Below are 24,788 nucleotides of genomic sequence, written 5' to 3' on the forward strand. Positions count from 1 at the left end.
TCAGGAGCGACCCATGACCGACCAACCGCCCGCGGCCCCGCGCGGCGCGTCCCCGCCTGCCGAAAGCGTCCCCGTGAGCATCACCCGCCATGGCGCCGTCGCGGTTGTCCACATCGACCATGCGCCTGTGAACGCGCTGTCGCGTGGCGTGCGTCAGGGGCTGATCGATGCGGTGCGGTCGCTGGATGGGGATGCGTCCGTCTCGGCGCTGGTGCTGAGCGGTGGGCCGGGGCGGTTCATCGCCGGGGCGGACCTCAAGGAGATGGCGCTGCCGCCGGATGCGCCTTTCCTGCCTGAGGTGGTGGGGGTGATCGATGCCTGCACCAAGCCTGTGGTCGCGGCGCTGGATGGCGCGGCGCTGGGCGGGGGATGCGAGATCGCGCTGGCCTGCGATCTCAGGCTCGGGTCGGCGAAGGCGCTGGTGGGGCTCACCGAGACGCGGCTCGGGATCATCCCCGGTGCGGGGGGAACCCAGCGGCTGGTGCGGCTGGTGGGCGTGGCGCAGGCCATCGCCCTGGTCTGCGAGGGGCGGGTGCTGAAGGCCGGCGAGGCGCTGGCGCTGGGCCTCATGGATGCGGTGGTGGAGGGCGATCTCCTCACTGAGGCCATCGCCCGCGCGCCGGCGGTGGCGAAGCACCGGCTTTCGGCCCTGCCTGTCCCCGCCGGTGATTCGGCCGGGGAGGCGACGGCTGCGGCCAAGGCCCTCAAGGGCGCCAAGGGTGTGCCGGCCATCGCCGAGGCCATCCGCGTCATCACGGCGTCGAAGGACGCAGACTTCGCCTCCGGCCTCGCCCTTGAGCGCGCGGCCTTTCTTGCCCTGCGCGAGAGCCCGGAAGCCAAAGCCCTGCGCCATCTCTTCCTCGCCGAGCGCGAGGCCGTGAAGGTGCCGGGGCTGGAAGGGGCGAAGGCACGCTCGGTGTCATCAGCCGCCGTCATCGGCGCCGGCACCATGGGCGCGGGCATCGCCGTGGCGCTGCTGGACGCCGGATATCCGGTGACCTTGGTGGAGCGGGACGATGAGGCCGCGCAGGCCGGCGTCGCGCGCATCGATGCCCTCTATGCCAGGCAGGTGAAGAGCGGCCGTATCGACGAGGCCCGCAAGGCCGAGCGCCTTGCCCGCCTCACCCCGGCCTCCGACTATGCCGCGCTGGCCGATGCCGACCTCATCGTCGAAGCCGCCTTCGAGGACATGGGCGTGAAGACCGACATCTTCCGCCGCCTCGACAGCATAGCGAAGCCGGGCGCGGTGCTGGCCACCAACACTTCCTATCTCGACCTCGACGCCATCGCCGACGCCACCTCCCGGCCGCAGAATGTGGTGGGCCTGCACTTCTTCGCCCCCGCCAACATCATGAAGCTGCTGGAGGTGGTCAAAGCCACCCGCACCGCGCCGGATGTGCTGGCGACCGCGCTTGCCCTCGCCAAGAAGATGGGCAAGCAGCCGGTGGTGGCGGGCAATTGCGACGGCTTCATCGGCAACCGCATCTATGCGGTGTACCGGCGCCATGCGGAATATCTGGTGGAGGACGGGGCAAGCCCCGAACAGGTGGATACGGCGCTGGAGGCCTTCGGCTTCGCCATGGGTATCTTCGCGGTATCGGACATGTCCGGCCTCGACATCGCCTACGCCATGAGGAAGCGCCGGGCGGCGACGCGGGACCCCAACGAGCGCTACGTTTCCATCGCCGATACGCTGGTGGAGGCGAGTCGGCTGGGCCGCAAGACCAATGGCGGCTGGTATGCCTACGACGCCGCCGGCAACCGCACGCCTGACCCCGCTGTCACGCAGATCATCGCGGACACCCGCGCGGCCAAGGGCATCCAGCCCCGCGCCTTCACCCAAGAGCAGATCCAGCTTCGGTTGCTCGCGGTGATGGCCAACGAAGGCGCGAAGGAACTGGCCGAGGGCATCGCGCTGCGGGCGTCCGACATCGACCTCGCCTTCGTCAACGGCTACGGCTTCCCGCGCCTGAGGGGCGGGCCCATGCACGCCGCCGACACCCTCGGCCTCGCCGCCATCCTCACCGAGATCAAAACCGCCCACGCCACCGGCGGCGCCGGCTCCGAACCGGCAGAACTCCTCGCCCAGCTCGCGGCCGAGGGGAGGACTTTCGCAGACTGGCAGAAGGCCTAAGCCGCTCACCGACAATAAAAAACCCCGCCGCCGGCATGTGCCGGGCGGCGGGGCAGTCAGCGGGCCGCCACGGTCGGATCAGGCGGCACCGACAATGGTGATGGAGCACACGTTCTGCGCTGGCGCGCCGCCCAGATTGTGGGTGAGGGCGAGGCTCGGATTTGCGAGCTGGCGTTCGCCGGCCTGTCCGGTCAGCTGGAGCCAGCATTCGTAGAGCATGCGCAGGCCGGACGCGCCAACGGGATGGCCGAAGCACTTCAGGCCGCCATCCACCTGGCTGGGCATGGCGCCATCCGCATCGAAAGCACCGTCCAGCATGCGCTTCCAGGCGGTGCCTTCGTCGGCGAGGCCGATGTCCTCCAGGGTCACCAGCTCGGTGATGGAGAAGCAGTCGTGCAGCTCGGTGAAGCTCAGCTGCGTGCGCGGATCGGCGATGCCCGCCTCGGCATAGGCCCGCCGGGCGGCGATGCGGGCGGTGTGGACGTAGGAGCCGTTCCAGCTGCTGCTCTGCACCTCCCAGCCGTTGGAGGCGACGAGCTGGATCGCCTTCACCAGCACCGGTGTCTTGCCGAGGCTTCGCGCGATCTCCGGCGTGGTGACGATGGCGCAGGCGGCGCCGTCGGAGACCGGGCAGCAGTCGAACAGGCCGAGCGGGTCGGCCACCAGCGGCGCATTCACCGCCTGCTCGACGGTGATGGCCTTGCGCAGATGGGCGTTCTTGTTCTTCACCGCATTGGCGTGGCTCTTCATGGAGGTGTGCCCCATGGCCCGCTTGAGGTCGCCGGCGGAAATGTTGTGGCGGGTGCCATAGGCCCGCGCCAGCTGGGCAAAGTTGCCAGGATTCGTGTGTGTCGGCAGATACATGGGCGCGAAGGTGCCGCGCGACGCCGGGGGGAGGCCGGCAAAGCCGGTGTCCTTCAGCTTCTCGACACCCACCGCCAGCGCGATATCCACCGCGCCCGACGCCACCGCATAGACGGCGCCGCGAAAGGCTTCCGTGCCGCCGGCGCAGAAGTTTTCCACGCGGGTGACGCCGATGTTCGGCAGGCGCAGGGCCTGGGCCATGGGGGTGCCGGCCTTGCCGGCGCCGATGTCGTCATAATGGGAGGAATACCAGGCCGCGCCGATCTGGTCGGGGGCGATGCCGGCATGGCCCAGCGCCTCCAGATAGGCTTCCGCCATCAGCTCTTCCTGCCCCACGTCCCAGCGCTCGCCGAAGCGGGAGCAGCCCATGCCGAGGATCGCGACCTTGTCCTTGATTCCGTTGGCCAATTTGTCGCCCTCCGGTCAGGCTGCGGCGGACGGCGCGGGGGCCGCGACCGCCTTCCAGAAATAGCGGCGGAAGCCGGTGCGCTCGTCCAGATCCTTGATGCGGAAGACGAAACGCACCGCGTCACCGGGCGAGAGCCGCTCCGCGTCGGGGTCGGTGAAGTCCATCATCAGGCGGGCGCCGCCGGGGATGTCGACGAGGCCGTAGCAATTGGGCGGGCTGCGGGAGAAGGCGAGGCGGTCGGCCGTGGCGGTGGCAACCGTGCCGCCGAGGTCCGCAAGGGGCCATGGCTGCTGGGTTTCCGCGAACAGGCCCGTCTCCGCGACGGCAAGGCGGGAGGGGGGAAACTGCACTTGTCCCGTCTCGGGGCTGCGGCTGCCGACAAAGCCCAACAGGGCCTCGGCATTGCGATAGGCCGTGGTCAGCGCCTCGTTGACCGGGAAGCGTCCGCGCAGGCCGCGCTCCCACGGCATGAGGCCGCGAAAGATGGGGAGTTTCAGATAGTTGGCCTCGGCGATGCCATCCGCCAGGACGGCCGAGGCGGCGGCCGGGAAGGCGCTGATGGCGTCGGTCGCCTCCAGCACCAAAGCGGTCGCGCCCTGCCCGAACTGGGCGACCAGCACCCGCTCGCCGGGGCGCATGTCTTCCATGGCCCGCGCTAGCATGACGAGGGCGTGGGCGGCGCCGGTATCTCCGCATTCCAGATCAAGGGGTTGCGCGAGTTTTGCGCGGGAGAGGCCGGCCGCCTGCGCCACCGCCTTGGCCGCGCCGGGGATGACGCAGGGGAGGACGAAGTGGTCGACGTCGGCGGCGGAAAGCTGCGCCTTTCCAAGGGCTTCTGCGATGGCGCGGGGCACGAGGTCGAGGAAGCCCTCTTCCCGCACCCAGCGCTCCTCCCAATCGGTCGCCAGCGGCCGGTCGGGGGCGCGATAGCGCTCGATGAAGGGGGCGGAGAGGCTGGCGCCGCCGCGATAGGTGAGGAGGTCCGGTCCGCACCCGACGAGGGCACTGACACCCCCATCCGCATAGCGCATTTCGGCGGTGCCACCCGGGGTATTCAGCGGCATGTCGGCGGCTGTCAGCAATGCCGGTTCGGAAGATTCAAGAGCGGCGTGCAAAGCGAGCAATCCGCACCGCATGGTACCTCCCACATCCTGCGTCCGGGTCGCCTCCGGGAGGCGCAGGGCGGCATGGACGAGGGCCGCCTGCTGCGGCTCGGCGAAGACCGGGGTGGTGGTGGCGAAGGTGAGGGCGCGCACAGCCGTTCGTGCCTCTGGCACCCCGTTGCGCTCGGCTTGCGCCAGACAGGCGCGGGCGGCGGCGACGGCCATGGTGATGGGGTCTTCGTCCCAATCGGCCAGGGTGCGGGCGCCGCGGGTCTCCCCACGGGGGCAGAGCCAGCCCATGGCGGCGGCCATGGCGGCGCGCTGGAGGCGCAGGCGCGGCAGATGGATTGCGAGTGCTGTGATGCCCGTCATGTGGTGCCCGTCTGTGCGGCCGGGGGAGGGGGCTTCGCCGGCGTCCACGCGCCGAACGTCGGGGCCGACGGCGCGCGGGAAAGCCGATTGCCGCCCGCATTTCGGCAGTATAATAATCAGAACGTTCGGTCAATCAATATCCAGAAACGGGGGACGCCATGGACCAGGAGCACGCCGGTGAGGATCACATCTGCATCGTCGGGGCCGGCCAGGCCGCGGCCTCCCTCGCGCTGCGCCTGCGCCATGGCGGCTATTCCGGTGCGCTGACCCTCTTCGGCGACGAGCCGCACCCGCCCTATCAGCGCCCGCCGCTCTCCAAGGCCTATCTCAAGCGGGAGTGGACGGTGGACCGGCTCTATCTGCGCCCCGCCGAATTCTGGAGCGGCCTTGGCGTGGATGTGGTGACGGGCGCGCCTGTCACCACGCTCGATCCGGTTGCCCGCACGCTGGAGGTGGGCGGGCGCAGCGTGGCGTGGACCAAGCTGGCGCTCGCCACCGGCACGCACCCCCGCCCGCTGCCTCCCGAATTCTCAGGTCTCAAGGGCGTTTACGAGCTGCGCAGCCTTGCCGATGCGGACCGGCTGGCGGGCGAGATCCGCCCCGGCCGGCGGCTCCTCGTGCTCGGCGGCGGCTATGTGGGGCTGGAGACGGCGGCGGTGGCGGCGATGGCCGGGCTCACCGTTACCGTGGTGGAGCGGGCCGCACGCATTCTGGAACGCGTCGCCTGCGCCGAGACCTCGGATGCCATCCGCGCGCTCCACGCGGGCCATGGCGTGCGTATCCTCGAAGGCCGCAGCGTGGCCGGGGTGGAGGCGCGGGATGGTGCTGTCGCGGCGGTGGCGCTGGATGACGGCACGCGCCTGGAGGTGGATGCGGTGCTGGTGGGCATCGGCGTCCTGCCGCGCGACGAGCTCGCCTGCGCGGCTGGTCTCGCTTGCGAAAACGGCATCGTGGTGGACGTGCACGGCCGCACCTCAGCGTCCGGCATCTGGGCGGCGGGCGATTGCGCGGCCTTCCCGTTCCATGGCGTGCCGACGCGGCTGGAGAGCGTGCAGAATGCGGTGGACCAGGCCGAATGCGCCGCCGACGATATGCTCGGCCACCCGCGCGCCTATGCGCCGGTGCCGTGGTTCTGGTCCGACCAGTACGACATGAAATTGCAGATCGTCGGCCTCAACCGCGGCTATGACGCAGTGCTGCGTCGGCGGTCCGAGAGGGGCGAATCGCTCTGGTATTTCCGCGACGGGCGGATGATCGCGGTGGATGCCCTCAACGATGCGCGCACCTACATGGCGGCGAAGAAGCTGCTGGAGGCGGGGGCGGTTCTCACGCTGGACGAGGTGGCGGACGAGGGGTTCGACCCGGTGGCGCGGATGAAGCGGGCGGCGGCGTGAGGGGGTGACGCTTCGAATTGGCTTTTCCGGGGCCATCCCGAGGGCCTCAGAAGGCTGTCATCCCCCGGCTTGTCCGGGGGATCCACCCCGTCATTCGCATCGTGCTCAAGGCTTTGGAACCAGCCCGGCCGCAGGGTGGATGCCCCGGACAAGCCGGGGCATGACGGCGCGAGAAACGGGGGGCGACAGTGCGGGAACGTAGCCGCAAGCTCCTGCTCAGGCGGCTTCCGATTGCCTCCCGCCCTCACTCCTTCGCGCCGCGCCCCTCATGTCGCGCCGCATGGCGGCCCTCCGGCTTGGCGTGCGCCGTGCCGCCGTTCGCCGGTGCGGGGGCGTTGGAATAGCCCTTCACGAACAGGTCCACCGTGCGGTCGGCCAGTTCGTTCGGCGTCACGGCTCCGTCGGCGTGGTACCACGTATAGGTCCAGTTGATCATGCCGAAGAACAGCATGGTGTCCACGTGGGCCGTGCTGGAATGGGCGAGGTCCGGCCGCAGCTGCAACAGGATGTCCCGGACATAGGCGATCAGCTCGCGCTGCTTGGCCACCAGCACCTTGCGCGTCTCAGGGGCGAGGAACTCGGCGCAGGTGAGCAGGGCCACGTGCTGGTCGCGTGAGACGGAATAGACATCGAGGAACAGGCGGGTGAGCTGGCGGAAGCGTTCCTCCGGGTCCTGATAGCCGTAGAGGGTCTGCCGGCACTTCATGAGGAGGCTTTCCACATGCGAGGTCAGCATGTCGGAAAGGATCGCTTCCTTGGAGGTGAAATAGTGATAGAGCCGGGACTTGGAGCACTCGCACGCCTCGGCGATGTCGCCGATGGAGGTGGCCGCATAGCCGCGCTGCGCGAACACGGACGCCGCCCGTTCGAGGATGGTGTCGTGAATGTTGTCGTATTCGGCTGAGCGCGTTCTCGCCACGGCGGCCACACCTGCAAGAATGTTCCGATCATTCGGTCTATAAGCGCATGGGGCGGCGGTGCCAAGGGCGGCTGGCGCGGGAGGGGCCTGTCTGAAGCCGTTCAAAAGCGCGCGCAGGGCGGGGCGTGGCTTATCCTTCGGGTAGAATAAGCGTGCGGCCTCTTCCCGCCGTCATGGCCGGGCTTGTCCCGGCCATCCACGCCGAGCCGATTTCACGGGTGTTTCAGACCTGTTTCCGGCCCGACCACGTGGATGCCCGGGACAAGCCCGGGCATGACGGCTGCACAGGATCTCCGGGCCTTCCCCCACCCCGCCGCCGCAGGTGCCTTCCCCGCCTTCCCCATGGTAGCCTCGCCGGGCATCCGGGCATGGAGGTTGATGCAGATCAAAATCGCCGTTTACATAGACCATTCGTTCGGTCTATTAATTCGCCAACCGAGAGCGGCCACAAGAGCCGCGTGTTTCAACGGTCGGATGGGGGAGGAGCCACATGCAGCATCCTGAGGTGGAGTCGCTCGACCGCGACGGTATTCTGAAGCTCCAGCGTGAAGGCCTTGCCGGCCTCGGCGCGCGTCTGGCGCAGTGCGACACCTGGAAGGCGCATTTCGCGCAGGCCGGCATGACGCCGGAGGATCTCGCCTCCGAGGACGGCCTCGCCAACGCGCCGTTCATGGACAAGTCGCTGCTGCGCGACCTCTATCCCTTTCCCTTCCTCACCGTGCCCATGGACAAGGTGGAGCGCTTCGTCGCCACGTCGGGCACCACCGGCCTGCCGGTGACGTTCGGCATGACGAAGAACGACCTGCACAGCCTGCTGCCGTCGCAGATGGCGCGCCTGCTCACTGCCGCCGGCGTGAAGCCGGGCTTCCGCGCCTATCAGGGCTATGGCTACGGCCTGTGGATCGGCGGCCCGGCGCTGGATGCCGGCTTCTCCGCCGTGGGCTGCACCAATTTCCCCATTGGCCCCGGCCGCGGCGAACTGGCGGCCCGCTGGCTGCGCGACCACGCCTATGACGTCGCCTCCATGTCGCCCTTGTGGCTGATGACGCTGGTGCAGGCGGCCAAGCACCAGGGCATCAACCCGCGCACGGACTGGACGCTGAAGGTGGCCATCCTCGGCGGCCAGTCGGTCTCGGCCGAGTTCCGTGCGCAGCTGGAAGCCGAGATGCCGGAAGGCTTCATGAGCCACAACATCTACGGCACCACGGAAGCCGGCGGGCCGATCCTCGCCATCTCCACGCCCTTCACCCACGCCGACGACGAACTCCAGCTCCTCAACGAGGATACGGTGATCGTCGAGATCCTCGATCCCAAGACCATGAAGCCGGTGTCCGAGGGCGAGGTGGGCGAGATCGTCATCACCACCCTGCGCAAGGAGGCATCCCCGGTGGTGCGCTGGCGCACGCGCGACCTCGTGCGCCTCTCCCCGCGCCCCTATGACTGCCCCTCGGGCCGGCGCGGCATGCGCAAGATCGGCCGGATCATCGGGCGCACCGATGACATGATCAAGTTCAAGGGCGTCATCGTCTTCCCCTCGCAGATCGAGGACGTGATCGCCGGCATTCCCGGCCTCGCCAAGGAAGCCTGGCAGATCTACGTGGACAAGGAAGCCACCACCATCGGCAAGATGACCGTGGCGGTGGAGGCGGTGGCCGCCTCGCAGCGTCCCGGCGAGGATGCGGCGGCCGACGTGCGGCGCGAGATCAAGGCCCGGCTCGGCATCAACGTGAACGTGGAGTGCCACCCGGAAGGGGAGCTGCCGCGCTACGAGGCCAAGGCCACGCGCGTGCTGCACCGGCCCGAAGCGACCCACTGAGGCCGCCTTGACCGAGGCTCTCCCCATCGACGCACCCGCCTTTGCGCGGGTGCGTGCGCGCATCGAAGCCGCCACCTCCGCCTGGGCGGCGGGGATGACGCTGGCCGAGATCCGCGAGAGCTTCGAGGCCTTCCTCGGGGCGGGCGAGGGTGCGCCGGAGGTGGTGCGCACGCCGCTCCCCCTCGCCGGCCTGCCCGCCTGCGCCTTCGACGCGCCGGGGGGCGATGCCGGCCGGGTGCTGCTCTATTGCCATGGCGGCGGCTTCCAGATCGGCTCCGTCCGCTCCCATGCGGGGCTGATGGCGCGGATCGCGCTCGCGAGCGGGATGCGGGTGATCGGATTCGACTATCGCCTCGCCCCCGAGCACCGCTTTCCGGCGGCGCATGACGATGCCTTTGCCGTCTATCGCGCGCTGGTGGAGGCGGGGGAAATGCCGCTCGCACTGGTGGGCGATTCCGCCGGCGGGGCGCTGGCGCTGGGCACCGTCCTGCGGGCGCGGGATGCGGGATTGCCGTTGCCAAAGGCGCTGGTGCTGCTTTCGCCGTGGCTCGATCTCGCCATGGGCGGGGAGAGCTACACGGCGCTGGCGGACAAGGACGTCTTCTCCCGCCCCGAGCAATTGAAGGCCATGGCGCGCACCTATCTCGGCCGCGACAACCGGCCGGACGATCCCGCCGCCTCGCCGGTGCTCGGCGATCTTTCCGGCCTTCCGCTCATGCTGGTGCATGCGGGCGGGCACGACATCACCCTCGACGACAGCCACCTCCTCGCCCGCCGCGCGGCGGAACAGGGTGGGCGGGTGGCGGTCGAGGTGTTTCCCGGCATGTGCCACCACTTCCAGGTGTTCGAGGAGCTGCCCGAGGCAGCGGCGTCGCTGGCCCGCATCGGCGCCTTCCTGCGCGGGCTCTGACCCCCGGCCCTCCTCCCGACGGCTGGACCCTCGTCCGCGTCGCCAGAGCCGGGTCCACTCGCCGGCCTCCCGCCACCGCCGGGAGGCCGGTTTTTTCGTGGGTTTGACGCGTTGTGCGGGCTTTCCTCACTGCTCGTCATGGCCGGGCTTGTCCCGGCCATGACGGGCGGTGCGTGGGGCCGTCGTCCGAACGAGATCGCGGCTTCAGCTCACCCCAGCCGCGCAGGATCGAGCCCCCAGTCGGCGAGGATGGCCCGTCCGTCCGCCCCCGGCGCCGAAGGGCCGTAAGCCACCTCCGAGGGCATCGCGGAGAAGCGGGGGGCGGGGGCGGGCTGGGTCACGCCGTCCACGGTGACGAACGCCCCGCGCGCCTGCGCATGGGGATGGGACGCGGCCTCGTCCCAGTCGAGGATGGGGGTGACGCAGGCGTCCGTGCCGGCGAACAAGTCCGCCCAGTGGTCGCGCGGCTCACTGAGGAACAGCGCGGCGAGGCGCGCGCGCAGCTTGCCCCAGGAGGCGGGATCGGCGGCGTGGGTGAAGTCGGCGGCGTCCAGACCCAGCCGCTCGAGGAGGATGCGGTGGAAGCGGCCCTCCACCGGCGCCACGGCGAGGAACTTCCCGTCCGCGCAGGCATAGGTGCCGTAGAAATAGGCCCCGCCATCCAGCAGGTTCGCCGCGCGCGCATTGCTCCACATCCCGCCGGCGCGGAAGCCCCAGAACAGCGCGGCGAGGAGGGAGGCGCCGTCCGTCATGGCCGCGTCCACCACCTGGCCCTGCCCGCTGGTCTTGGCGGCGAGCAGCGCGGCCACCATGCCGAACGCCATCAGCATGCCCCCGCCACCGAAATCGGCCACGAGGTTGAGCGGCACGGGCGGCGGCGCATCGGCCGGGCCCATGGCGGCCAGCGCCCCGGTCAAGCCGAGATAATTGAGGTCGTGCCCGGCCGCGTCCCTCAAGGGCCCTTCCTGCCCCCAGCCGGTCATGCGGCCGTAGACGAGGCGCGGATGGGCGGCAAGGCACGGCTCCGGCCCGAGGCCGAGGCGCTCCATGACACCGGGCCGGAAGCCCTCGATGAGGCCGTCCGCGCGGGCGATGAGATCGCGCATCACGCCGAGGTCGGTCTCGGCCTTGAGATCGAGAGCGATGGAGCGGCGGCCGCGCGCCAGCACGTCGAAGCGCGTGTTCATGAGCGGGATGTCCGCCCGCGCGCCCTTCTGGTGGATGCGGATGACCTCCGCCCCCGCATCCGCCAGCATCATGGCGGCGAAGGGGGCGGGGCCGAGGCCCACCATCTCGACGATGCGCAGTCCCGAAAGCGGACCCGGCATCGCCCTCAGCCCTGGCCGGCGGGCAAATGGACGACGAGGCCGTCCAGCGCCGGCGCCACCTTCACCTGGCAGGAGAGGCGGGAGGAGTCGCGCACGTCCTCGGCGAATTCCAGCATGTCGCGCTCCATGCCGGTGGCCTCGCCCACCTGCGTGGACCATGCCGGGTCCACATGCACGTGGCAGGTGGCGCAGGAGCAGGCACCGCCGCATTCGGCGACGATGCCGGGCACGTTGGCGCGGCGGGCGCACTCCATCACGGAGAGCCCGTCATCCGCATCGATCTCGATGCGCTCGGCGGCGGGGGTGACGAAGACGATGCGGGTCATGGGGGGCTTCCAGTATCTTGGTCTTGCTTCACGAAATTCAGGCGCCGCAGCCCATGCCGCCGGAGACGCCCAGCACTTCGCCGGTGACGAAGGAGGCGCCCGGCGAGGCGAGGAAGGCCACCGCCGCCGCCACTTCCTCCGGCTCGCCCATGCGGCGCAGGAGGGTGAGGGCGGCCATGTCGGCGAGGATCTTCTCGCCCACCTCCGCCACCGCCCGCTCCACCATGGGGGTGCGGATGGGGCCGGGCGCCACCGCATTGGCGGTGATGCCGTAGCGGGCGTTTTCGCGGGCGATGGAGCGGGTGAAGCCGATGAGCCCGGCCTTGGCGGCGGCATAGACCGCGCCGCCCTTGGAGCCCAGCCGCCCCGCTTCCGAGGCCACGTTCACCAGCCGCCCGTAGCGCGCCGCCTGCATGGCGGGCAAAGCGAGGCGGGTGAAGAGAAAGGCGGTTTCCAGATTCACCGAGAGCAGGAAGCGCCAGTCGTCCACGGTGGTGTCGGTGAAGAAGGCGTGCTGGTCGGCGCCGATATTGTTCACCAGCACGTCGAACGGGCCGTGGGCGGCGAACAGCGCCTGCGCGGCCGCCGCGTCCGTCCCGTCCATATGGACGAAGGTGGCGCCGGTTTCCGCCGCGAGCGCGGTGCCGGCGGTGGCATCGCGATCGCAGAAGGTCACGGCCATGCCGTCCGCGCCGAGCTGGCGGACGATGGCGGCGCCGATGCCGGCGCCCCCTCCGGTGACGAGCGCCCGGCGCGGGGTGGTCGGCGCGGTCATCGGCCGGTGAAGACGGGCTTGCGCTTCTCGATCACCGCCGCGAGGCCCTCGCGGCTGTCGGCGGTGAAGGAGAGTTCGGAGACGGTGCGCGCCTCCTCCGGCAAGGCGCGCTCCACGTCCAGCGCGTTCCACAACAGGCGCTTGGTGGCGGCCATGGCGAGGGGCGCGCCAGCGGCGTAGAAGCGCGCGGCCTTGCCGGCTTCCTCGGTGAGCGCGTCGTCCGGCACGCACTTGGTGATGAGGCCGATGGACTGCGCCTCCTCGGCGCTCACCACGCGGTTGGAGAGCATGATTTCCGCCGCGCGGCGGAAGCCCACGAGATGGGGCAGGATGACGGACGCACCGGCATCCGGCGCCATGCCCACCCGCGTCGCGCCGGCCATGAACTTGGCGCCCGCACCGGCGATCACGATGTCGGAGGCGCAGACGAGGCCGAGCCCGCCGCCGCCCGCCGCATAGCCGTGCACCTCGGTGACGACGATGGCCTTCAGGCGGATGAGGGCGCCGATGGCGACCTGGAGATAGGCCGTCACCTCGCGCAGGAAATCGCCCAGCGCCTCGCCCTTGGAGGCGAACTCGCGCACGTCGCCGCCGGCGCAGAAATTGGCGCCCGCGCCGCGCAGATGCACCACCCGCACATGGGCGGAGCGATGCACCACCATGATGGCCTTGTAGAGCGCCTGCATCAGCTCGATGTTCATGCCGTTGGCCGAGCCGGGGCGGTTGAGCGTGAGGGTGGCGACGCCATCGGCATAATCGAGCAGGACGGGGCCTTCGGCGATCCAGCTTTCGGGGGCAGTGGGGGTGCTGTGTGTCATGGGTGCCTCTGGGGCGGGAGGGGAGGGCGGAAGGGCGAGCGCTTTCGACGCCCCATCCGGTCGTCATGGCCGGGCTTGTCCCGGCCATCCACGTGGTGCGGCCGGGAACATCATTTCGAACGCTGCGCCAGCGGCCCGACGTGGATGCCCGGAACCCGCATGTTTGCGGGTTCCGGTCTCACGGGCGGAAGTCGGCAACAGCCGACTTCCGGCACAAGGCCGGGCATGACGGCTGGAGAGGGCTGGGAAGCTGCCGGGCGAATGGCGCGATTACTTGCCCGGACCCGTCCTCACACCAGGAACGACAGCGTGTAGATGGGCTTGTTGTTGTTCACGAGGCAGATCTTCTTGCGCACCAGACGGAAGCCGTCGTCCGTCATGCGCAGGCGGTAGGTGTTGCGCGCCGCCCAGAGGGTGTCGCCGCGCAGATTGTCCTCGTAGATGAGGACGTTGGCGCGCACGTCCACCTCGGGGCCGCGCACCTCGGCGATCTCGATGTTGGAGATCACGCGGGCCAGCTCCGAGCGCGGCGTCTGGGTGTGGCGGCGGCCGGTCTTGAGCTGGCGGATGCGCACGCCGATGCGCGAGCGGTTGTCGTAGAGCACCGACATTTCCTTCTCGGGGTCGGTGTCGTCGCCATTGGCCGGGACCCAGTAGATAGCGTCGTCGGTCCACAGCGCCTCCCACCCGTCGTAATCGTGGGTGTCGGCGAGGCGGGCCTCCAGATAGAGGAACTGCGCCACCTGATGGTGCAGCGTCGCCGGCTCGAGCTTGGCGAGGTCGGGGGCGGAGGCGTCCGCGAAGGAATGGGCGAGGGCGGTCATCAGCGGGCCTCCGTCATCAGGTTCAGATAGTGGCGCCAGATGCCGCGCTGCGGCGTCTCGTCGGTGGAATGGGCGATGCGATAGCCGTTCTCGTCGAGGCGCTCGCGGTGCAGGCCGCGGGAGAGCACCAGCCATTCGGGATCGAGGATCTGCGCGCCGCGATGGTTGCGCTCGTACATCTCGGTGTCGTCGGCGAGCAGCAGGCCGGCGGGGCCCACCGAGCCCATGGTCTGCTGGCGCAGGCGGCGGTTGATGTCCGGCGCGCCCTTGAACTGCACGGCGGTGACATGCTGGATGGTCTCGTCCACCGCGACAGGCTGGAGCACGAAGATCTGGATCTCGGCGATGAAGAGGTTCGGGAAGATCATGACGTGGGGCGAGCCGTCGATCATGATCTCGCGCGCCCGCTCCTCGCCATAGGCCGCGTTCATGCTCTTCACGTATTCGGGCAGGCGCTCCGGCGTGGTGCCGAACCACTGGAGCGGCTTGTCGTGCTTGCGCCATTCGGGGCGCAGGTCGAATTCGGTGTGGCCGTTGCCATAGTCGCGGGTGAGGGCGGTCGAATCCGCGCCGTAGAGGCTGCCGATGCCGGAGCTCGTCACCTGGAACACCGAGCCGTGGACGAAGCCGGGGTGGTAGCCGTCCGTCTCGTTTTCCAGCATGAACTTCCAGTTGGCCTTGGTGCGGTGCTGGAGGAAGCCCGCGGTCAGCTCCAGCTCGCCGGTGGGCGAGTTGTCGAGCAGCTGGTCGAGGGCCGCCTTGGCGCCGCCGAGATGCTCTTCCAGCGAGATGCCCTCGGCCGCCATGGAGCCGAAGACGAAGCCACGATAGATGGCGATGCGCGGCACCTTGCCGAGGTTCAGCCCCGCCTTGCTCTGGCCCTCGTAGCCCTCCGGCAGGGCATAGCCCATGAGGTCGCCGGTGTTGGAGAAGGTCCAGGAGTGATAGGGGCAGGTGAAGCTGGTGCGGTTGCCCTTCTGGTAGGCGCACAGCTGGTTGCCGCGATGGGGGCACTTATTGAGGAGGAGGCGGACCTCGCCTTCCCGGTCCCGCACCATCAGCACCGGCATGGGGCCGATGGACTTGGTGACATAATCGTTCTTGTTGGGAATTTCGCTGGTATGGCCCACATAGACCCAGGTCTTGTACCAGATCTTCTCCAGCTCTTCCTGGAAGATGGCGGGATCATAATAAAGACGGCTGTTGATGCGCGCGGGCTCGATGAGCGCGCGATAGTCGTGGGCCTGTGCGGCCTCGGACACGGCGGCGTGCGGCATGGCGGTCCACCCCTGATGCGACGTTGGATTGTCGGATAATTCATCGAACGATCGATCTAAGTATTCTCGCGTTCCTTGAGCCATGTCAAGCGGCGTCCTGCGACCGGCCGACGCAAATTCTTTCCGCGCCCGCCGCCGGGAGACCGCCCAGCGGCGCGCTTAATGCCCTGAAAGACCCAAAAAATTCCGCCCGGCTGACGTTGCGTTGAAACGCTCAAGATTCTGGTGGAAATGCGAACCGATCTGAATTAAAAAGACCGAACGATCTAACGATAATAGATCGAAGCGTGATGCCCCCTCGCTTTCTCCCGCAGGCTTGTCTCCTCAGGCTTGTCCGCGGTGGCGACGGCTCGGCGGCGTCACCCATCAATTCTGGGGAGGACACATGAAGAGCATTGTCACGGGCGCCCTTGCGCTGGCCCTCATGGCCACCGCCGCCACCACCACCGCCACAACCCCCGCCCTCGCCGACATCAAGATCGGCGCCGTGGTCTCCGAGACGGGACCGGCCTCCTCCCTCGGCGATCCCGAGGCCAAGACCATCCGCATGATGGTGGAGGAGCTGAACGCCAAGGGCGGCATCAAGGGCGAGAAGGCCAAGCTCGTTCTCTATGACGACGGCGGCGACCCCTCCAAGGCCAAGACCTTCGCCACCCGCCTGGTGGAAGACGACGGCGTGGTCGCCATGGTCGGCGGCACCACCACCGGCACCTCGCTCGCCATCCTCGCGGTGGCGGAAGAGAGCAAGGTGCCCTTCATCTCGCTCGCCGGCGCCATCGAGATCATCGATCCGGTGAAGCCCTTCACCTTCAAGACCCCGCACACCGACCGCATGGCGTGCCAGAAGATCTTCGACGACATGAAGTCGCGCGGCCTGACCAAGATCGGCCTCATCTCCGGCACCGACGGCTTCGGCGCCTCCATGCGCACCCAGTGCATCGCGGTGGCCAAGACCTCCGGCATCGAGATCGTCGCCGACGAGACCTACGGGCCGAAGGATGCGGACATGACCCCGCAGCTCACCAACATCCGCAACAAGAGCGGCATCCAGGCGGTGCTCAACACCGGCTTCGGGCAGGGGCCGGCCACCATCACCCGCAACTATGCGCAGCTCGGCATCACTTTGCCGCTCTACCAGTCCCACGGCGTCGCTTCCAACGCCTTCATCGAGCTGTCCGGCGCCAAGAATGCCGAGGGCGTGCGCCTGCCCGGCACCGCGCTCCTCGTGGGCGAGCTGCTCGACCCGAAGGACCCGCAGAAAAACGTGGTGCTGGCCTACAAGGCGAGCTTCGAGAAGGCGGCCGGCGGCGCGCCGGTCTCCACCTTCGGCGGCTATGCCCACGACGCCATGCGCATCCTCACCGAGGCGCTGGCGAAGGCCCCCTCCGCCAAGCCGGCCGCCATCCGCGATGCCATCGAGGGCACCACGGGCCTCGTCGGCACCACCGGCACCTACAATTACGCGAAGACCGACCATCTCGGCCTCGATCTCTCCGCCTTCCGCATGCTGGAAATCAGCAACGGCGGCTGGAAGCTGGTGAAGTAGAGGGGCCTGCCCGGTCCTTCGGTCCGCCGGCCTTCCGCCATCGGCCCACGGCCGCCGTCAGGGGCGGCCGTGGGCGCCCTCACCAAAGACAAGCCGCCCCCGCCGGATGCGCCGCACCCGGCGGCACGCGCGGCACCCCTTCCACACAGCGTGAGGCGGCCTGCCGGCCCATCCGGCCCGCTGCCTTGAACCGCCCGCGGGGAGCGAGCGCATGTCCGATCTGCTGCAATTCCTGGTGTCCGGGGTCACGGTGGGCGCGGTCTATGCCCTCGTCGCCCTCGGCTTCACCATCATCTACAACGCCTCCGACGTGGTGAACTTCGCCCAGGGCGAGTTCGTGATGCTGGGCGGCATGATCAGCGTGGCCGGCGTCGCCGCCGGGCTGCCCTTGCCGCTCGCGGCGCTCATCGCCATCGCGCTCACGGCGGCCATCGGCGTGGCGCTGAACACCTTCGCCATCGAGCCGGCGCGCGGGGCGCCCGTGGTGTCGCTCATCATCATCACCATCGGCGCCTCCATCTTCATCCGGGGCGTCACCCAGATCGTGCTCGACAAGGGCACCCACCGGCTGCCGTCCTTCTCCGGCGATGATCCCATCCATGTGCTGGGCGCCACCGTGCTGCCGCAGAGCCTGTGGGTGGTGGCGGGGGCGGTGGCCATCTTCGTGGCGCTGTGGCTGTTCTTCACCCGCACGCTCACGGGGCGCGCGGTGCTCGCCACCTCCAACAATCGCCTCGCGGCGCAGCTCGTGGGCATCAACACGCGCTTCGTGATGACGCTCTCCTTCGCCTTGTCCGCCGCCATCGGCGCGCTGGCAGGCGTGCTCATCACCCCCATTTTGCCCACCAGCTTCGAGATCGGCATCTCGCTGGCGCTGAAGGGCTTCGCCGCCGCCATGCTGGGCGGCATGGGCAACCCCAAGGGGGCGCTGGCGGGCGGGCTGCTGCTCGGCCTCATGGAGGCGCTGACGGCGGGCTACATCTCCTCCCACTACAAGGATGCGGTGGCCTTCTTCGTCATTCTCGCCGTGCTGTTCGCCTTCCCGCGCGGCCTCTACGGCAGCAATCCGGTGGAGCGCGTGTGACCATGCGGCTCTCCCCGAAGCAGTCCACTCTGCTTGTGCTGGCGGTGCTGATGATCGCCAGCCCCTTCTTCTTCCCGTCGAACTATTACTATCGCGTCGGCTCGCTGGTCTTCGTCAATGCCATCGCGGTGGTGGGCATCGTCATCCTCACCGGCTATGCCGGGCAGATCAGCCTCGGCCATGCGGGCTTCCTCGGCATCGGCGGCTATGCCTGCGCGCTGCTGCCGGCGCATTTCGGCCTGCCTCCGGCGCTGGCGGTGGTGGCCGGCGCGGCGATTTCCGGCGCCATCGCCTATGTGGTGGGCCGGCCCATCCTGAAGCTGAAGGGCTACTACCTCGCGGTGGCGACGCTGGGCTTCGGGGTGCTGGTGTCCATGGTGCTCGCCAACGAAGGCTGGCTCACCGGCGGGCCGGACGGCATCAAGGTGCCCGATCCCGGCATCCGCGCGCTGCTGGAACAGGTCGGCATCGAACTCACCAACCCGCAATTCTGGTACGCCTTCTGCGGCCTCGTGCTGTTCATCGGCGCCTGGCTCGCGCTGAACCTGCGCGAAAGCCCCACCGGCCGGGCGCTGCGGGCGCTGCACGGCTCGGAGGTGGCGGCGCGCACGGCGGGCATCGACATCGCGAAAGCAAAGCTGAACGCCTTCGTCATCTCCGCCGTCTACGCCTCCGTCGCCGGCTCCCTGCTGGCGTTGCAGAACCGGCTCATCACGCCCGATGTGGCGGGCTTCATGCACTCCATCGAGCTTGTCACCATGGCGGTGCTGGGCGGGGCGGGCTCGGTGCTGGGCGGCATCTTCGGCGCGGCGCTGCTCACTCTGCTGCCGCAGGTGCTCACCGTGCTGCAGGACTACGAGCACGTGGTGCTGGGCCTCGTGATGATGGGGGTGATGATCTTCCTGCCGGCGGGGCTCATCCCCAGCGCCCGGCGCCTGCTGCGGGGGAGGGGGGAATGAGCCTTTTGCAAGTGGAAGGCCTCGGCATCTCCTTCGGCGGCGTGACGGCGGTCAACGACGTGTCCTTCGCGCTGGATCAGGGCAAGATCGTCTCGGTCATCGGCCCCAACGGGGCGGGCAAGACCACGCTCTTCAACATGATCTCCGGCGTCTACCTGCCCAAATCCGGCAAGGTGCGCCTCGACGGAGAGGACGTGACCGGCCTGCGGCCGGACCTGCTGGCGGTGCGCGGCATGTCGCGCACCTTCCAGAACCTCCAGATCTTCCAGGAGATGAGCGTTCTGGAGAACGTCATCGTCGGCTTCCACATGCACGAGCGCGGGCCGGTGCTGGCCGATCTGTTCGCCCTTCCCGGCTCGCGCAAGCGGGCGCGGGCGGCGGCGGAGGGCGCGCGCGTCCTGCTGGAGCGGGTGGGGCTGGAGCGGGCGGCGGAGCGCGAGGCCGGCGCCCTCTCCTACGGCGCGCTGAAGCGCCTCGAGATTGCCCGGGCGCTGGCCGCCCGCCCCCGCGTGCTGTTGCTCGACGAGCCGGCGGCGGGCTGCAACGCGGTGGAGACGGAGGAGATCGATCGCCTCATCTGCGAGGTGGCGAAGACCGGCGTCGCCATCCTGCTGGTGGAGCACGACATGAAGCTGGTGATGCGCCTCTCCGACACCATCGTGGTGCTGGACCACGGCGAGAAGATCGCCGAGGGCGATCCCGCCGTGGTCAGCCGCGACCCCAGGGTGATCGAGGCCTATCTCGGCGCCGGCACGACGGAGGCGCTCCATGCTCACGGTTGAGGGCCTGCGCTCGCGCTACGGGCGCATCGAGGTGCTGCACGGGGTGGATTTGTTCGTCGGCTCCGGCGAGATCGTCACGGTGGTGGGGGCGAACGGGGCGGGCAAGACCACGCTGCTGCGCTGCCTCTCCGGCGTGCAGCCGGTGTCGGGCGGCTCCATCACCTTTCGCGGCGAGGCTTTGACGGCTGTTCCCGCCTATCGCCGGGTGGCGCGGGGGCTGGCGCAATCGCCGGAGGGGCGGCAGATCTTCACCAATCTCAGTGTGGAGGAAAACCTGCGCCTCGGCGCCTTCGTCTTCGCTGACGACCGCGTGGAGCGCGACATGGCGGATGCCTTCGCCATGTTCCCCATCCTGAAGGAGAAGCGCAACCAGCTGGCCGGCGGCCTCTCCGGCGGGCAGCAGCAGATGCTGGCCATCGCCCGCGCCCTCATGGGCCGGCCCGCCTGCCTGCTGCTGGACGAGCCCTCCATGGGCCTCGCGCCCATCCTCGTGGCGCAGATCTTCGAGGTGGTGAAGGGGCTGAAGGCGCTGGATGTCACCGTGCTGCTGGTGGAGCAGAATGCCTTCGGGGCGCTGTCGGTGGCCGACCGGGGCTATGTGATGGAGACCGGCCGCGTCACCATGGTGGGCCCGGCGGCGGAACTGATCGCCGATCCGCGCGTGCGCGAGGCGTATCTGGGGATCTGAGCCGGCCGCCCCGCGAAAGGGGCGGCCGGCCTTTCAGCGCCTCAATGGCTGCTGCCCGCCTCCGGCGCGGGTGGCGTCGTTACCTTGGGCGGCGCCGCCACCTTCGGACGCGCGCCGGGGCGCAGCTTCTCGCGGATGCCCTGGAACAGCACGTAGAGCGGCGGGATGACGAAGATGCCGAGGAAGGAGGCGGCGATCATGCCGCCGAACACCGGCGTGCCCACATTCTGCCGCGCCATCTGCGCCGCGCCGGTGGCCACCACCAGCGGGTAGAGGCCGAGGATGAAGGCCAGCGACGTCATCATCACCGGCCGGAACCGCAGACGCGAGCCCTCGGTGGCGGCCTGGAGCAGGTCCTCGCCATGCTCGCGCCGCTCCTTGGCGAACTCGACGATGAGGATGCCGTTCTTCGCCGCAAGGCCGATGAGCACGATCATGCCGATCTGCCCGTAGAGGTCGAGGGTGAGCTGGCCGATGACGATGGCCGCGAACGCCCCGAGCATGCCCACCGTGACGGAGAGCAGCACCGGCACCGGGATGGACCAGCTTTCATAGAGCGCCACCAGGAACAGGAAGGCGAACAGCACGGCGAAGGCGAGGATGATGCCCGTCTTGCCCTCCGCCCGCTTTTCCTGGAACGAGGTGTCGGTCCACGCGCCGGAGAAGCCCTGCGGCAGGGTCTTGGCCGCCACCGCGTCCATGGCGGCCAGCGCCTGTCCGGAGGAGACGCCGGGGGCGGGCGAACCCTGCACCGTCACCGCGCGCTTGTTGTTGTAGCGGATGAGCGCCGGCGGGCCGACCTCCACCCGCACCTCCACGATGGAGCGCAGCGGGATCATCTCGCCTTTGTTGTTGCGGACATGGATGCGGTAGATGTCCTCCACATCCTTCCTGTCCTCGCCCTCCGCCTGCACCTGCACCTGCCAGGTGCGGCCGTAGAGGTTCATGTCGTTCACATAGAGCCCGCCCAGCGAGGTCTGGAGCGCGGTGAACACGCTGTCGAGGGGCACGCCCAGCACCTGCGCCTTGTCGCGGTCGATGTCGAGCTGGAGCGAGGGGTTGGTGGCGGAATAGGTGGAGAACACGCGGGTAAGCTGCGGGTCCTGATTGGCGGCGATCAAGAGGCCGCGCAGCACCTGCGCCAGCACCTTCGGATCGCCGGCGCGCAGATCCTGCAGCACGAAGGAGAAGCCGCCGCCGGTGCCGAGGCCGACGATGGGCGGCGGGCCGAGCGGCACCACCGTTCCGCCGGGGATCATGCGCATCTTCTCGCCGAGGCGCGCGAGCACCGCGTTGGCGCTCTCGTCCTTGCCCTTGCGCTCCTCGAACGGCTTCATGGTGACGACGATGAAGGCGGCGTTGGGCTGGGAGTAGTTGTCGATGAAGTTGAGGCCGATGACGGAGGTGTAGTCCTCCACCGTGTGCTCTTCCTTCAGGATCGCCTCGGCCTTGCGGATCACCTCCGTGGTGCGCCCCACCGAGGCGCCGCCGGGAAGCTGCACGACGACGAAGAAGGCGCCCTGGTCGTCCTCCGGCAGGAAGCCCGTGGGGGTGAGCTTCGACAAGGCGAAGATGCCGCCCGAGGCCACGAACACGCAGACGAGGCCGATGAGCGAGAAGCGCACGAGGCGCGCCACCACCGCTCCATAGGCATCGCGCACCTTGTCGATGCCGCGCATGACGTAGCCGATGGGCCCCTTCTTCGGCCCGTGGGAGGGCTTCAAGAGGATGCCGCACAAAGCGGGGGAGAGGGTGAGCGCGTTGATGGCCGAGAGGAACATGGCCACCGCCACCGTGATGGCGAACTGGCGGAACAGCTCGCCGGAGATGCCGGGGATGAAGGCCACCGGCACGAACACGGAGAGCAGCACGAGGGTGATGGCGATGATGGGGGCGGTGATTTCCGCCATGGCCCTCTTGGTGGCGTCGGCGGGGGACAGCTCGGGATGCTCCTCCATCACCCGCTCGACATTCTCCACCACCACGATGGCGTCATCCACCACGATGCCGATGGCCAGCACGATGGCGAGCAGCGACACGGTGTTGGCGGAATAGCCGATGGCGTTCAGCACGATGAAGGTGCCGATGAGGCTCACCGGCACCGCCAGCGTCGGGATGAGGGTGGCGCGGAACGAGCCGAGGAAGAGGTACACCACCAGCACCACGAGGATGAACGCCTCGATCAGCGTCTTCTGCACCTCGTGGATGGTGTCGGTGACGAAGATGGTGGGGTCGTAGGTGACCTTCCAGGCGAGATCCTCGGGGAAGGCCTTGGCCAGCTCGTCCATGCGGGCGCGGATGGCGTTGATGGTGGTGATGGCGTTGGCGCCGGGCGACTGGTAGAGCGCCAGCACCGCCGAGGGGCCGCCGTTGAACAGGGTCTCGCGGTCGAGGTTGGAGGCCCCCATCTCGAGGCGCGCCACGTCGCCGAGGCGCAGCACCGAGCCGTCGTCATTGGTGCGCAGGACGATGTTCTCGAACTCCGCGACGCTGGAGAGGCGGCCCTTGGTGCGCAGGTTCAGCTGCAATTGCTGGTCGTCCGCCACCGGGCGGGCGCCGAGGCGGCCCACGGCGGCCTGGATGTTCTGCGAGCGGATGGCGTTCACCACGTCCTCGGCGGTCAGGCCGAGGCCGGTGAGGCGGTCGGTCTTCACCCAGGCGCGCATGGCATAGTCCTGCGGCCCCCACAGGCCCGCGTCGCCGACGCCGGGGATGGACTTCAATTCGTCGAGAATGTTGATGGTGACGTAATTGGAGATGTAGAGCGGGTCCCAGGTCTTTTTCGGCGAATAGATCGCCAGCACGCCGAGCAGCGCGGACGACTTCTTCTTCACCGTCACGCCCTGGCGCTTCACGTCCTCCGGCAGCTTGGAGAGGGCGACCTGCACCCGGTTGTTCATGTTGACGGTGTTGATATCCGGGTCGGTGCCCAGCTCGAACGAGCCGGTGAGGGTGTAGGACCCGTCATCGCCGGAGACGCTCTTCATGTAGATGAGCTTGTCCACGCCCACCACCTGCGCCTCGATGGGCTGGGCGACGGTGGAATCCACCACCTCGGCGGAAGCGCCGGGATAGAAGGTGGTCACCGACACCTGCGGCGGGATGATGTCGGGATATTGCGATACGGGGATCGCGAAGAGGGAGAGCAGGCCCGCGATCACCGTGACGATGGCGATGACGATGGCGAGCCGCGGGCGGTCGACGAAGACGGAGGAGAGCATGGCTCAGCCCTTCACGCCGACGATGGGGGTCGCGCGCACGGCGGCGCCGGGCCTGAGCGCCTCGAAGCCTTCGACCACCACCGGCTCGCCGGCCTTGATCCCCTCCACCACGATGCCGGCGCCCACGTTGCCGCCCGGCTTCACCCGCCGCACCACCGCCTTGCCGTCCTCCACCACGAAGACGTAGACGCCGGCCTGATCGGCGATGAGCGCCGCCTGCGGGATGACGATGCGCTCCTCCGGCTTGCCGGACTTCAGCTCCACCCGCACCAATTGGCCGTCCGTCAGCTGGCCCTTGGGGTTGGGCACGTCGGCGCGCATGACGATGGTGTCCGTGGTGCGGCTCACCGACACGTCGATGAAGTTGATGCGCCCCACCTCGCCATAGAAGCTGCCGTCGGGAAACTTGATGCGGACTTCCACATTGGAGAGGTCGGCCTTGCCCTCCTCCTTCTGCGCTTCCTGATAGTCGCGCTGGCTGACGGGGAAGGTGACGTACATGGGGTTCTGGCTCACCACGGTGGCGAGCGGGCCGCTGTCCGGGCCGATGATGTGGCCGCGGGTGAAGGCAGTGCGGCCGATGCGGCCGGTGATGGGGGACACGATGTCGGTGTAGCCGAGATTGAGCTTCGCCGTGTTCAGCGCCGCCTCGGCGGTGAGCAGCGCGCCCTTGGCGCTCTCCTCGTTGGCAATCGCCTGGTCGCGGGCAACCGCCGTGCCGGCATTCTTGGCGAGCAGTTCCTCGGCGCGCTCGCGCTGGATCTTGGCGAGGGTCAGGGCGGCCTTGGCCCGCTCCACGTCGCCTTCCGCCTGCTGCACGTCGGCCTGGAAGGGCGGCTTCTCGATGCGGTAGAGGGGCTGGCCCTCCTTCACGCTCTCGCCGTCCTTGAAGAGCACGGCCTCCAGCATGGCCTTGACGCGGGCGCGGATGTCCACCCGCTCGGGGGCCTCCACGCGGCCCACGAATTCCATGGCATCGGCGATGGGCTTCAGCTCGGCGGCCACCACCCCCACGGGGATCGGGCCTTGCTGGGCGAGGGCGGGGCGCGCGCCGATCGGCAGGGCGCCGAGGAGCAGGGCGCCGAGCAGCGGGGCGGCAGCCCACACGGCCGGACGAACGGTTTCCCAACGCGCCGGCTTCCGACGAGCGACGATGCCCATGGCTCTTCCCCCCTGATCGGCCGGGCGATGCCGCATGGCGGCGCCGCCCCGACCTCCGCAACTTGTTCCGCACCGCCG

20 protein-coding genes are annotated in these 24,788 nt (G+C 69.1%); 9 read left to right on the forward strand and 11 right to left on the reverse strand.

Annotation, left to right across the window (positions count from 1 at the left end; translation table 11 throughout):
* The first annotated feature begins 13 nt into the window (after positions 1-13).
* Positions 14-2,134: a 3-hydroxyacyl-CoA dehydrogenase NAD-binding domain-containing protein gene (locus EJ105_RS11450; protein ID WP_250166433.1), complete on the forward strand. Its 2,121-nt coding sequence runs from the start codon at positions 14-16 to the stop codon at positions 2,132-2,134.
* Between the two features lie 78 nt (positions 2,135-2,212).
* Here EJ105_RS11450 and EJ105_RS11455 read toward each other — a convergent pair whose 3' ends face one another.
* Positions 2,213-3,406: an acetyl-CoA acetyltransferase gene (locus EJ105_RS11455; protein WP_250166434.1), complete on the reverse strand. Its 1,194-nt coding sequence runs from the start codon at positions 3,404-3,406 to the stop codon at positions 2,213-2,215.
* Between the two features lie 15 nt (positions 3,407-3,421).
* Positions 3,422-4,882: a 3-oxoacyl-[acyl-carrier-protein] synthase III C-terminal domain-containing protein gene (locus EJ105_RS11460; RefSeq protein WP_250166435.1), complete on the reverse strand. Its 1,461-nt coding sequence runs from the start codon at positions 4,880-4,882 to the stop codon at positions 3,422-3,424.
* A 158-nt stretch (positions 4,883-5,040) separates the two neighbouring features.
* Between EJ105_RS11460 and EJ105_RS11465 the strand changes: the two genes are divergently transcribed.
* Positions 5,041-6,276: an NAD(P)/FAD-dependent oxidoreductase gene (locus EJ105_RS11465; RefSeq protein ID WP_250166436.1), complete on the forward strand. Its 1,236-nt coding sequence runs from the start codon at positions 5,041-5,043 to the stop codon at positions 6,274-6,276.
* A gap of 244 nt (positions 6,277-6,520) precedes the next feature.
* Here the strand turns inward: EJ105_RS11465 and EJ105_RS11470 are convergent, their stop codons facing one another.
* On the reverse strand, positions 6,521-7,195 hold the full coding sequence (locus EJ105_RS11470; protein ID WP_250166437.1) for a TetR/AcrR family transcriptional regulator: 675 nt from the start codon (positions 7,193-7,195) through the stop codon (positions 6,521-6,523).
* 490 nt (positions 7,196-7,685) lie between these two features.
* Between EJ105_RS11470 and EJ105_RS11475 the strand changes: the two genes are divergently transcribed.
* Complete coding sequence (locus tag EJ105_RS11475; RefSeq protein WP_250166438.1) at positions 7,686-9,011, forward strand: phenylacetate--CoA ligase family protein; 1,326 nt, start codon at positions 7,686-7,688, stop codon at positions 9,009-9,011.
* A gap of 7 nt (positions 9,012-9,018) precedes the next feature.
* Positions 9,019-9,921: an alpha/beta hydrolase gene (locus EJ105_RS11480; protein WP_250166439.1), complete on the forward strand. Its 903-nt coding sequence runs from the start codon at positions 9,019-9,021 to the stop codon at positions 9,919-9,921.
* 209 nt (positions 9,922-10,130) lie between these two features.
* Here EJ105_RS11480 and EJ105_RS11485 read toward each other — a convergent pair whose 3' ends face one another.
* The 6 genes from EJ105_RS11485 to EJ105_RS11510 all read right to left on the reverse strand — a co-directional run bounded on the left by EJ105_RS11485 (position 10,131) and on the right by EJ105_RS11510 (position 15,269).
* On the reverse strand, positions 10,131-11,249 hold the full coding sequence (locus EJ105_RS11485; protein WP_250166440.1) for a CaiB/BaiF CoA transferase family protein: 1,119 nt from the start codon (positions 11,247-11,249) through the stop codon (positions 10,131-10,133).
* Between the two features lie 5 nt (positions 11,250-11,254).
* On the reverse strand, positions 11,255-11,575 hold the full coding sequence (locus tag EJ105_RS11490) for a 2Fe-2S iron-sulfur cluster-binding protein (protein ID WP_250166441.1): 321 nt from the start codon (positions 11,573-11,575) through the stop codon (positions 11,255-11,257).
* A 37-nt stretch (positions 11,576-11,612) separates the two neighbouring features.
* A complete protein-coding gene (locus EJ105_RS11495) occupies positions 11,613-12,350 on the reverse strand; it encodes an SDR family NAD(P)-dependent oxidoreductase (RefSeq protein ID WP_029557215.1) in 738 nt (245 codons plus the stop codon).
* Positions 12,347-13,168, reverse strand: coding sequence for an enoyl-CoA hydratase/isomerase family protein (locus EJ105_RS11500; protein WP_029557216.1), 822 nt, complete (start codon positions 13,166-13,168; stop codon positions 12,347-12,349). The genes EJ105_RS11495 and EJ105_RS11500 overlap by 4 nt, the downstream gene beginning before the upstream one ends.
* 290 nt (positions 13,169-13,458) lie before the next feature.
* Positions 13,459-13,992, reverse strand: a complete 534-nt coding sequence (locus EJ105_RS11505; protein ID WP_029557217.1) for an aromatic-ring-hydroxylating dioxygenase subunit beta — start codon at positions 13,990-13,992, stop codon at positions 13,459-13,461.
* Positions 13,992-15,269 (reverse strand): aromatic ring-hydroxylating oxygenase subunit alpha, encoded by a 1,278-nt coding sequence (locus EJ105_RS11510; RefSeq protein WP_250166442.1) that lies wholly within the window; start codon positions 15,267-15,269, stop codon positions 13,992-13,994. Before EJ105_RS11510 ends, EJ105_RS11505 begins: the two co-directional genes overlap by 1 nt.
* Before the next feature lie 385 nt (positions 15,270-15,654).
* Between EJ105_RS11510 and EJ105_RS11515 the strand changes: the two genes are divergently transcribed.
* From EJ105_RS11515 to EJ105_RS11535, 5 genes are all read left to right on the forward strand, one after another.
* Positions 15,655-16,815, forward strand: coding sequence for an ABC transporter substrate-binding protein (locus EJ105_RS11515; protein ID WP_250166443.1), 1,161 nt, complete (start codon positions 15,655-15,657; stop codon positions 16,813-16,815).
* Between the two features lie 211 nt (positions 16,816-17,026).
* Positions 17,027-17,899 (forward strand): branched-chain amino acid ABC transporter permease, encoded by an 873-nt coding sequence (locus EJ105_RS11520; protein WP_029557220.1) that lies wholly within the window; start codon positions 17,027-17,029, stop codon positions 17,897-17,899.
* A 2-nt stretch (positions 17,900-17,901) separates the two neighbouring features.
* Positions 17,902-18,858: a branched-chain amino acid ABC transporter permease gene (locus EJ105_RS11525; protein ID WP_250166444.1), complete on the forward strand. Its 957-nt coding sequence runs from the start codon at positions 17,902-17,904 to the stop codon at positions 18,856-18,858.
* On the forward strand, positions 18,855-19,640 hold the full coding sequence (locus EJ105_RS11530) for an ABC transporter ATP-binding protein (RefSeq protein ID WP_029557222.1): 786 nt from the start codon (positions 18,855-18,857) through the stop codon (positions 19,638-19,640). Before EJ105_RS11525 ends, EJ105_RS11530 begins: the two co-directional genes overlap by 4 nt.
* Positions 19,627-20,328, forward strand: coding sequence for an ABC transporter ATP-binding protein (locus tag EJ105_RS11535; protein WP_250166445.1), 702 nt, complete (start codon positions 19,627-19,629; stop codon positions 20,326-20,328). Before EJ105_RS11530 ends, EJ105_RS11535 begins: the two co-directional genes overlap by 14 nt.
* 41 nt (positions 20,329-20,369) lie before the next feature.
* Here EJ105_RS11535 and EJ105_RS11540 read toward each other — a convergent pair whose 3' ends face one another.
* Together EJ105_RS11540 and EJ105_RS11545 are read right to left on the reverse strand one after the other, a co-directional pair.
* Complete coding sequence (locus EJ105_RS11540; protein ID WP_250166446.1) at positions 20,370-23,549, reverse strand: efflux RND transporter permease subunit; 3,180 nt, start codon at positions 23,547-23,549, stop codon at positions 20,370-20,372.
* A 3-nt stretch (positions 23,550-23,552) separates the two neighbouring features.
* A complete protein-coding gene (locus EJ105_RS11545) occupies positions 23,553-24,656 on the reverse strand; it encodes an efflux RND transporter periplasmic adaptor subunit (RefSeq protein WP_250166447.1) in 1,104 nt (367 codons plus the stop codon).
* Positions 24,657-24,788 lie beyond the last annotated feature (132 nt).

This window comes from Xanthobacter aminoxidans (assembly GCF_023571765.1).
Classification (GTDB): domain Bacteria; phylum Pseudomonadota; class Alphaproteobacteria; order Rhizobiales; family Xanthobacteraceae; genus Xanthobacter; species Xanthobacter aminoxidans.

Excerpts from the sequence above, each read along its gene's own strand:
- EJ105_RS11495 (WP_029557215.1), bottom strand. The coding sequence starts at position 12,350 with ATGACCGCGCCGACCACCCCGCGCCGGGCGCTCGTCACCGGAGGGGGC.
- EJ105_RS11450 (WP_250166433.1), top strand. The coding sequence starts at position 14 with ATGACCGACCAACCGCCCGCGGCCCCGCGCGGCGCGTCCCCGCCTGCC.
- EJ105_RS11525 (WP_250166444.1), top strand. The coding sequence starts at position 17,902 with ATGCGGCTCTCCCCGAAGCAGTCCACTCTGCTTGTGCTGGCGGTGCTG.
- EJ105_RS11535 (WP_250166445.1), top strand. The coding sequence starts at position 19,627 with ATGCTCACGGTTGAGGGCCTGCGCTCGCGCTACGGGCGCATCGAGGTG.
- EJ105_RS11475 (WP_250166438.1), top strand. The coding sequence starts at position 7,686 with ATGCAGCATCCTGAGGTGGAGTCGCTCGACCGCGACGGTATTCTGAAG.
- EJ105_RS11520 (WP_029557220.1), top strand. The coding sequence starts at position 17,027 with ATGTCCGATCTGCTGCAATTCCTGGTGTCCGGGGTCACGGTGGGCGCG.
- EJ105_RS11510 (WP_250166442.1), bottom strand. The coding sequence starts at position 15,269 with ATGCCGCACGCCGCCGTGTCCGAGGCCGCACAGGCCCACGACTATCGC.
- EJ105_RS11465 (WP_250166436.1), top strand. The coding sequence starts at position 5,041 with ATGGACCAGGAGCACGCCGGTGAGGATCACATCTGCATCGTCGGGGCC.
- EJ105_RS11505 (WP_029557217.1), bottom strand. The coding sequence starts at position 13,992 with ATGACCGCCCTCGCCCATTCCTTCGCGGACGCCTCCGCCCCCGACCTC.
- EJ105_RS11515 (WP_250166443.1), top strand. The coding sequence starts at position 15,655 with ATGAAGAGCATTGTCACGGGCGCCCTTGCGCTGGCCCTCATGGCCACC.
- EJ105_RS11540 (WP_250166446.1), bottom strand. The coding sequence starts at position 23,549 with ATGCTCTCCTCCGTCTTCGTCGACCGCCCGCGGCTCGCCATCGTCATC.
- EJ105_RS11530 (WP_029557222.1), top strand. The coding sequence starts at position 18,855 with ATGAGCCTTTTGCAAGTGGAAGGCCTCGGCATCTCCTTCGGCGGCGTG.
- EJ105_RS11490 (WP_250166441.1), bottom strand. The coding sequence starts at position 11,575 with ATGACCCGCATCGTCTTCGTCACCCCCGCCGCCGAGCGCATCGAGATC.
- EJ105_RS11500 (WP_029557216.1), bottom strand. The coding sequence starts at position 13,168 with ATGACACACAGCACCCCCACTGCCCCCGAAAGCTGGATCGCCGAAGGC.
- EJ105_RS11485 (WP_250166440.1), bottom strand. The coding sequence starts at position 11,249 with ATGCCGGGTCCGCTTTCGGGACTGCGCATCGTCGAGATGGTGGGCCTC.
- EJ105_RS11460 (WP_250166435.1), bottom strand. The coding sequence starts at position 4,882 with ATGACGGGCATCACAGCACTCGCAATCCATCTGCCGCGCCTGCGCCTC.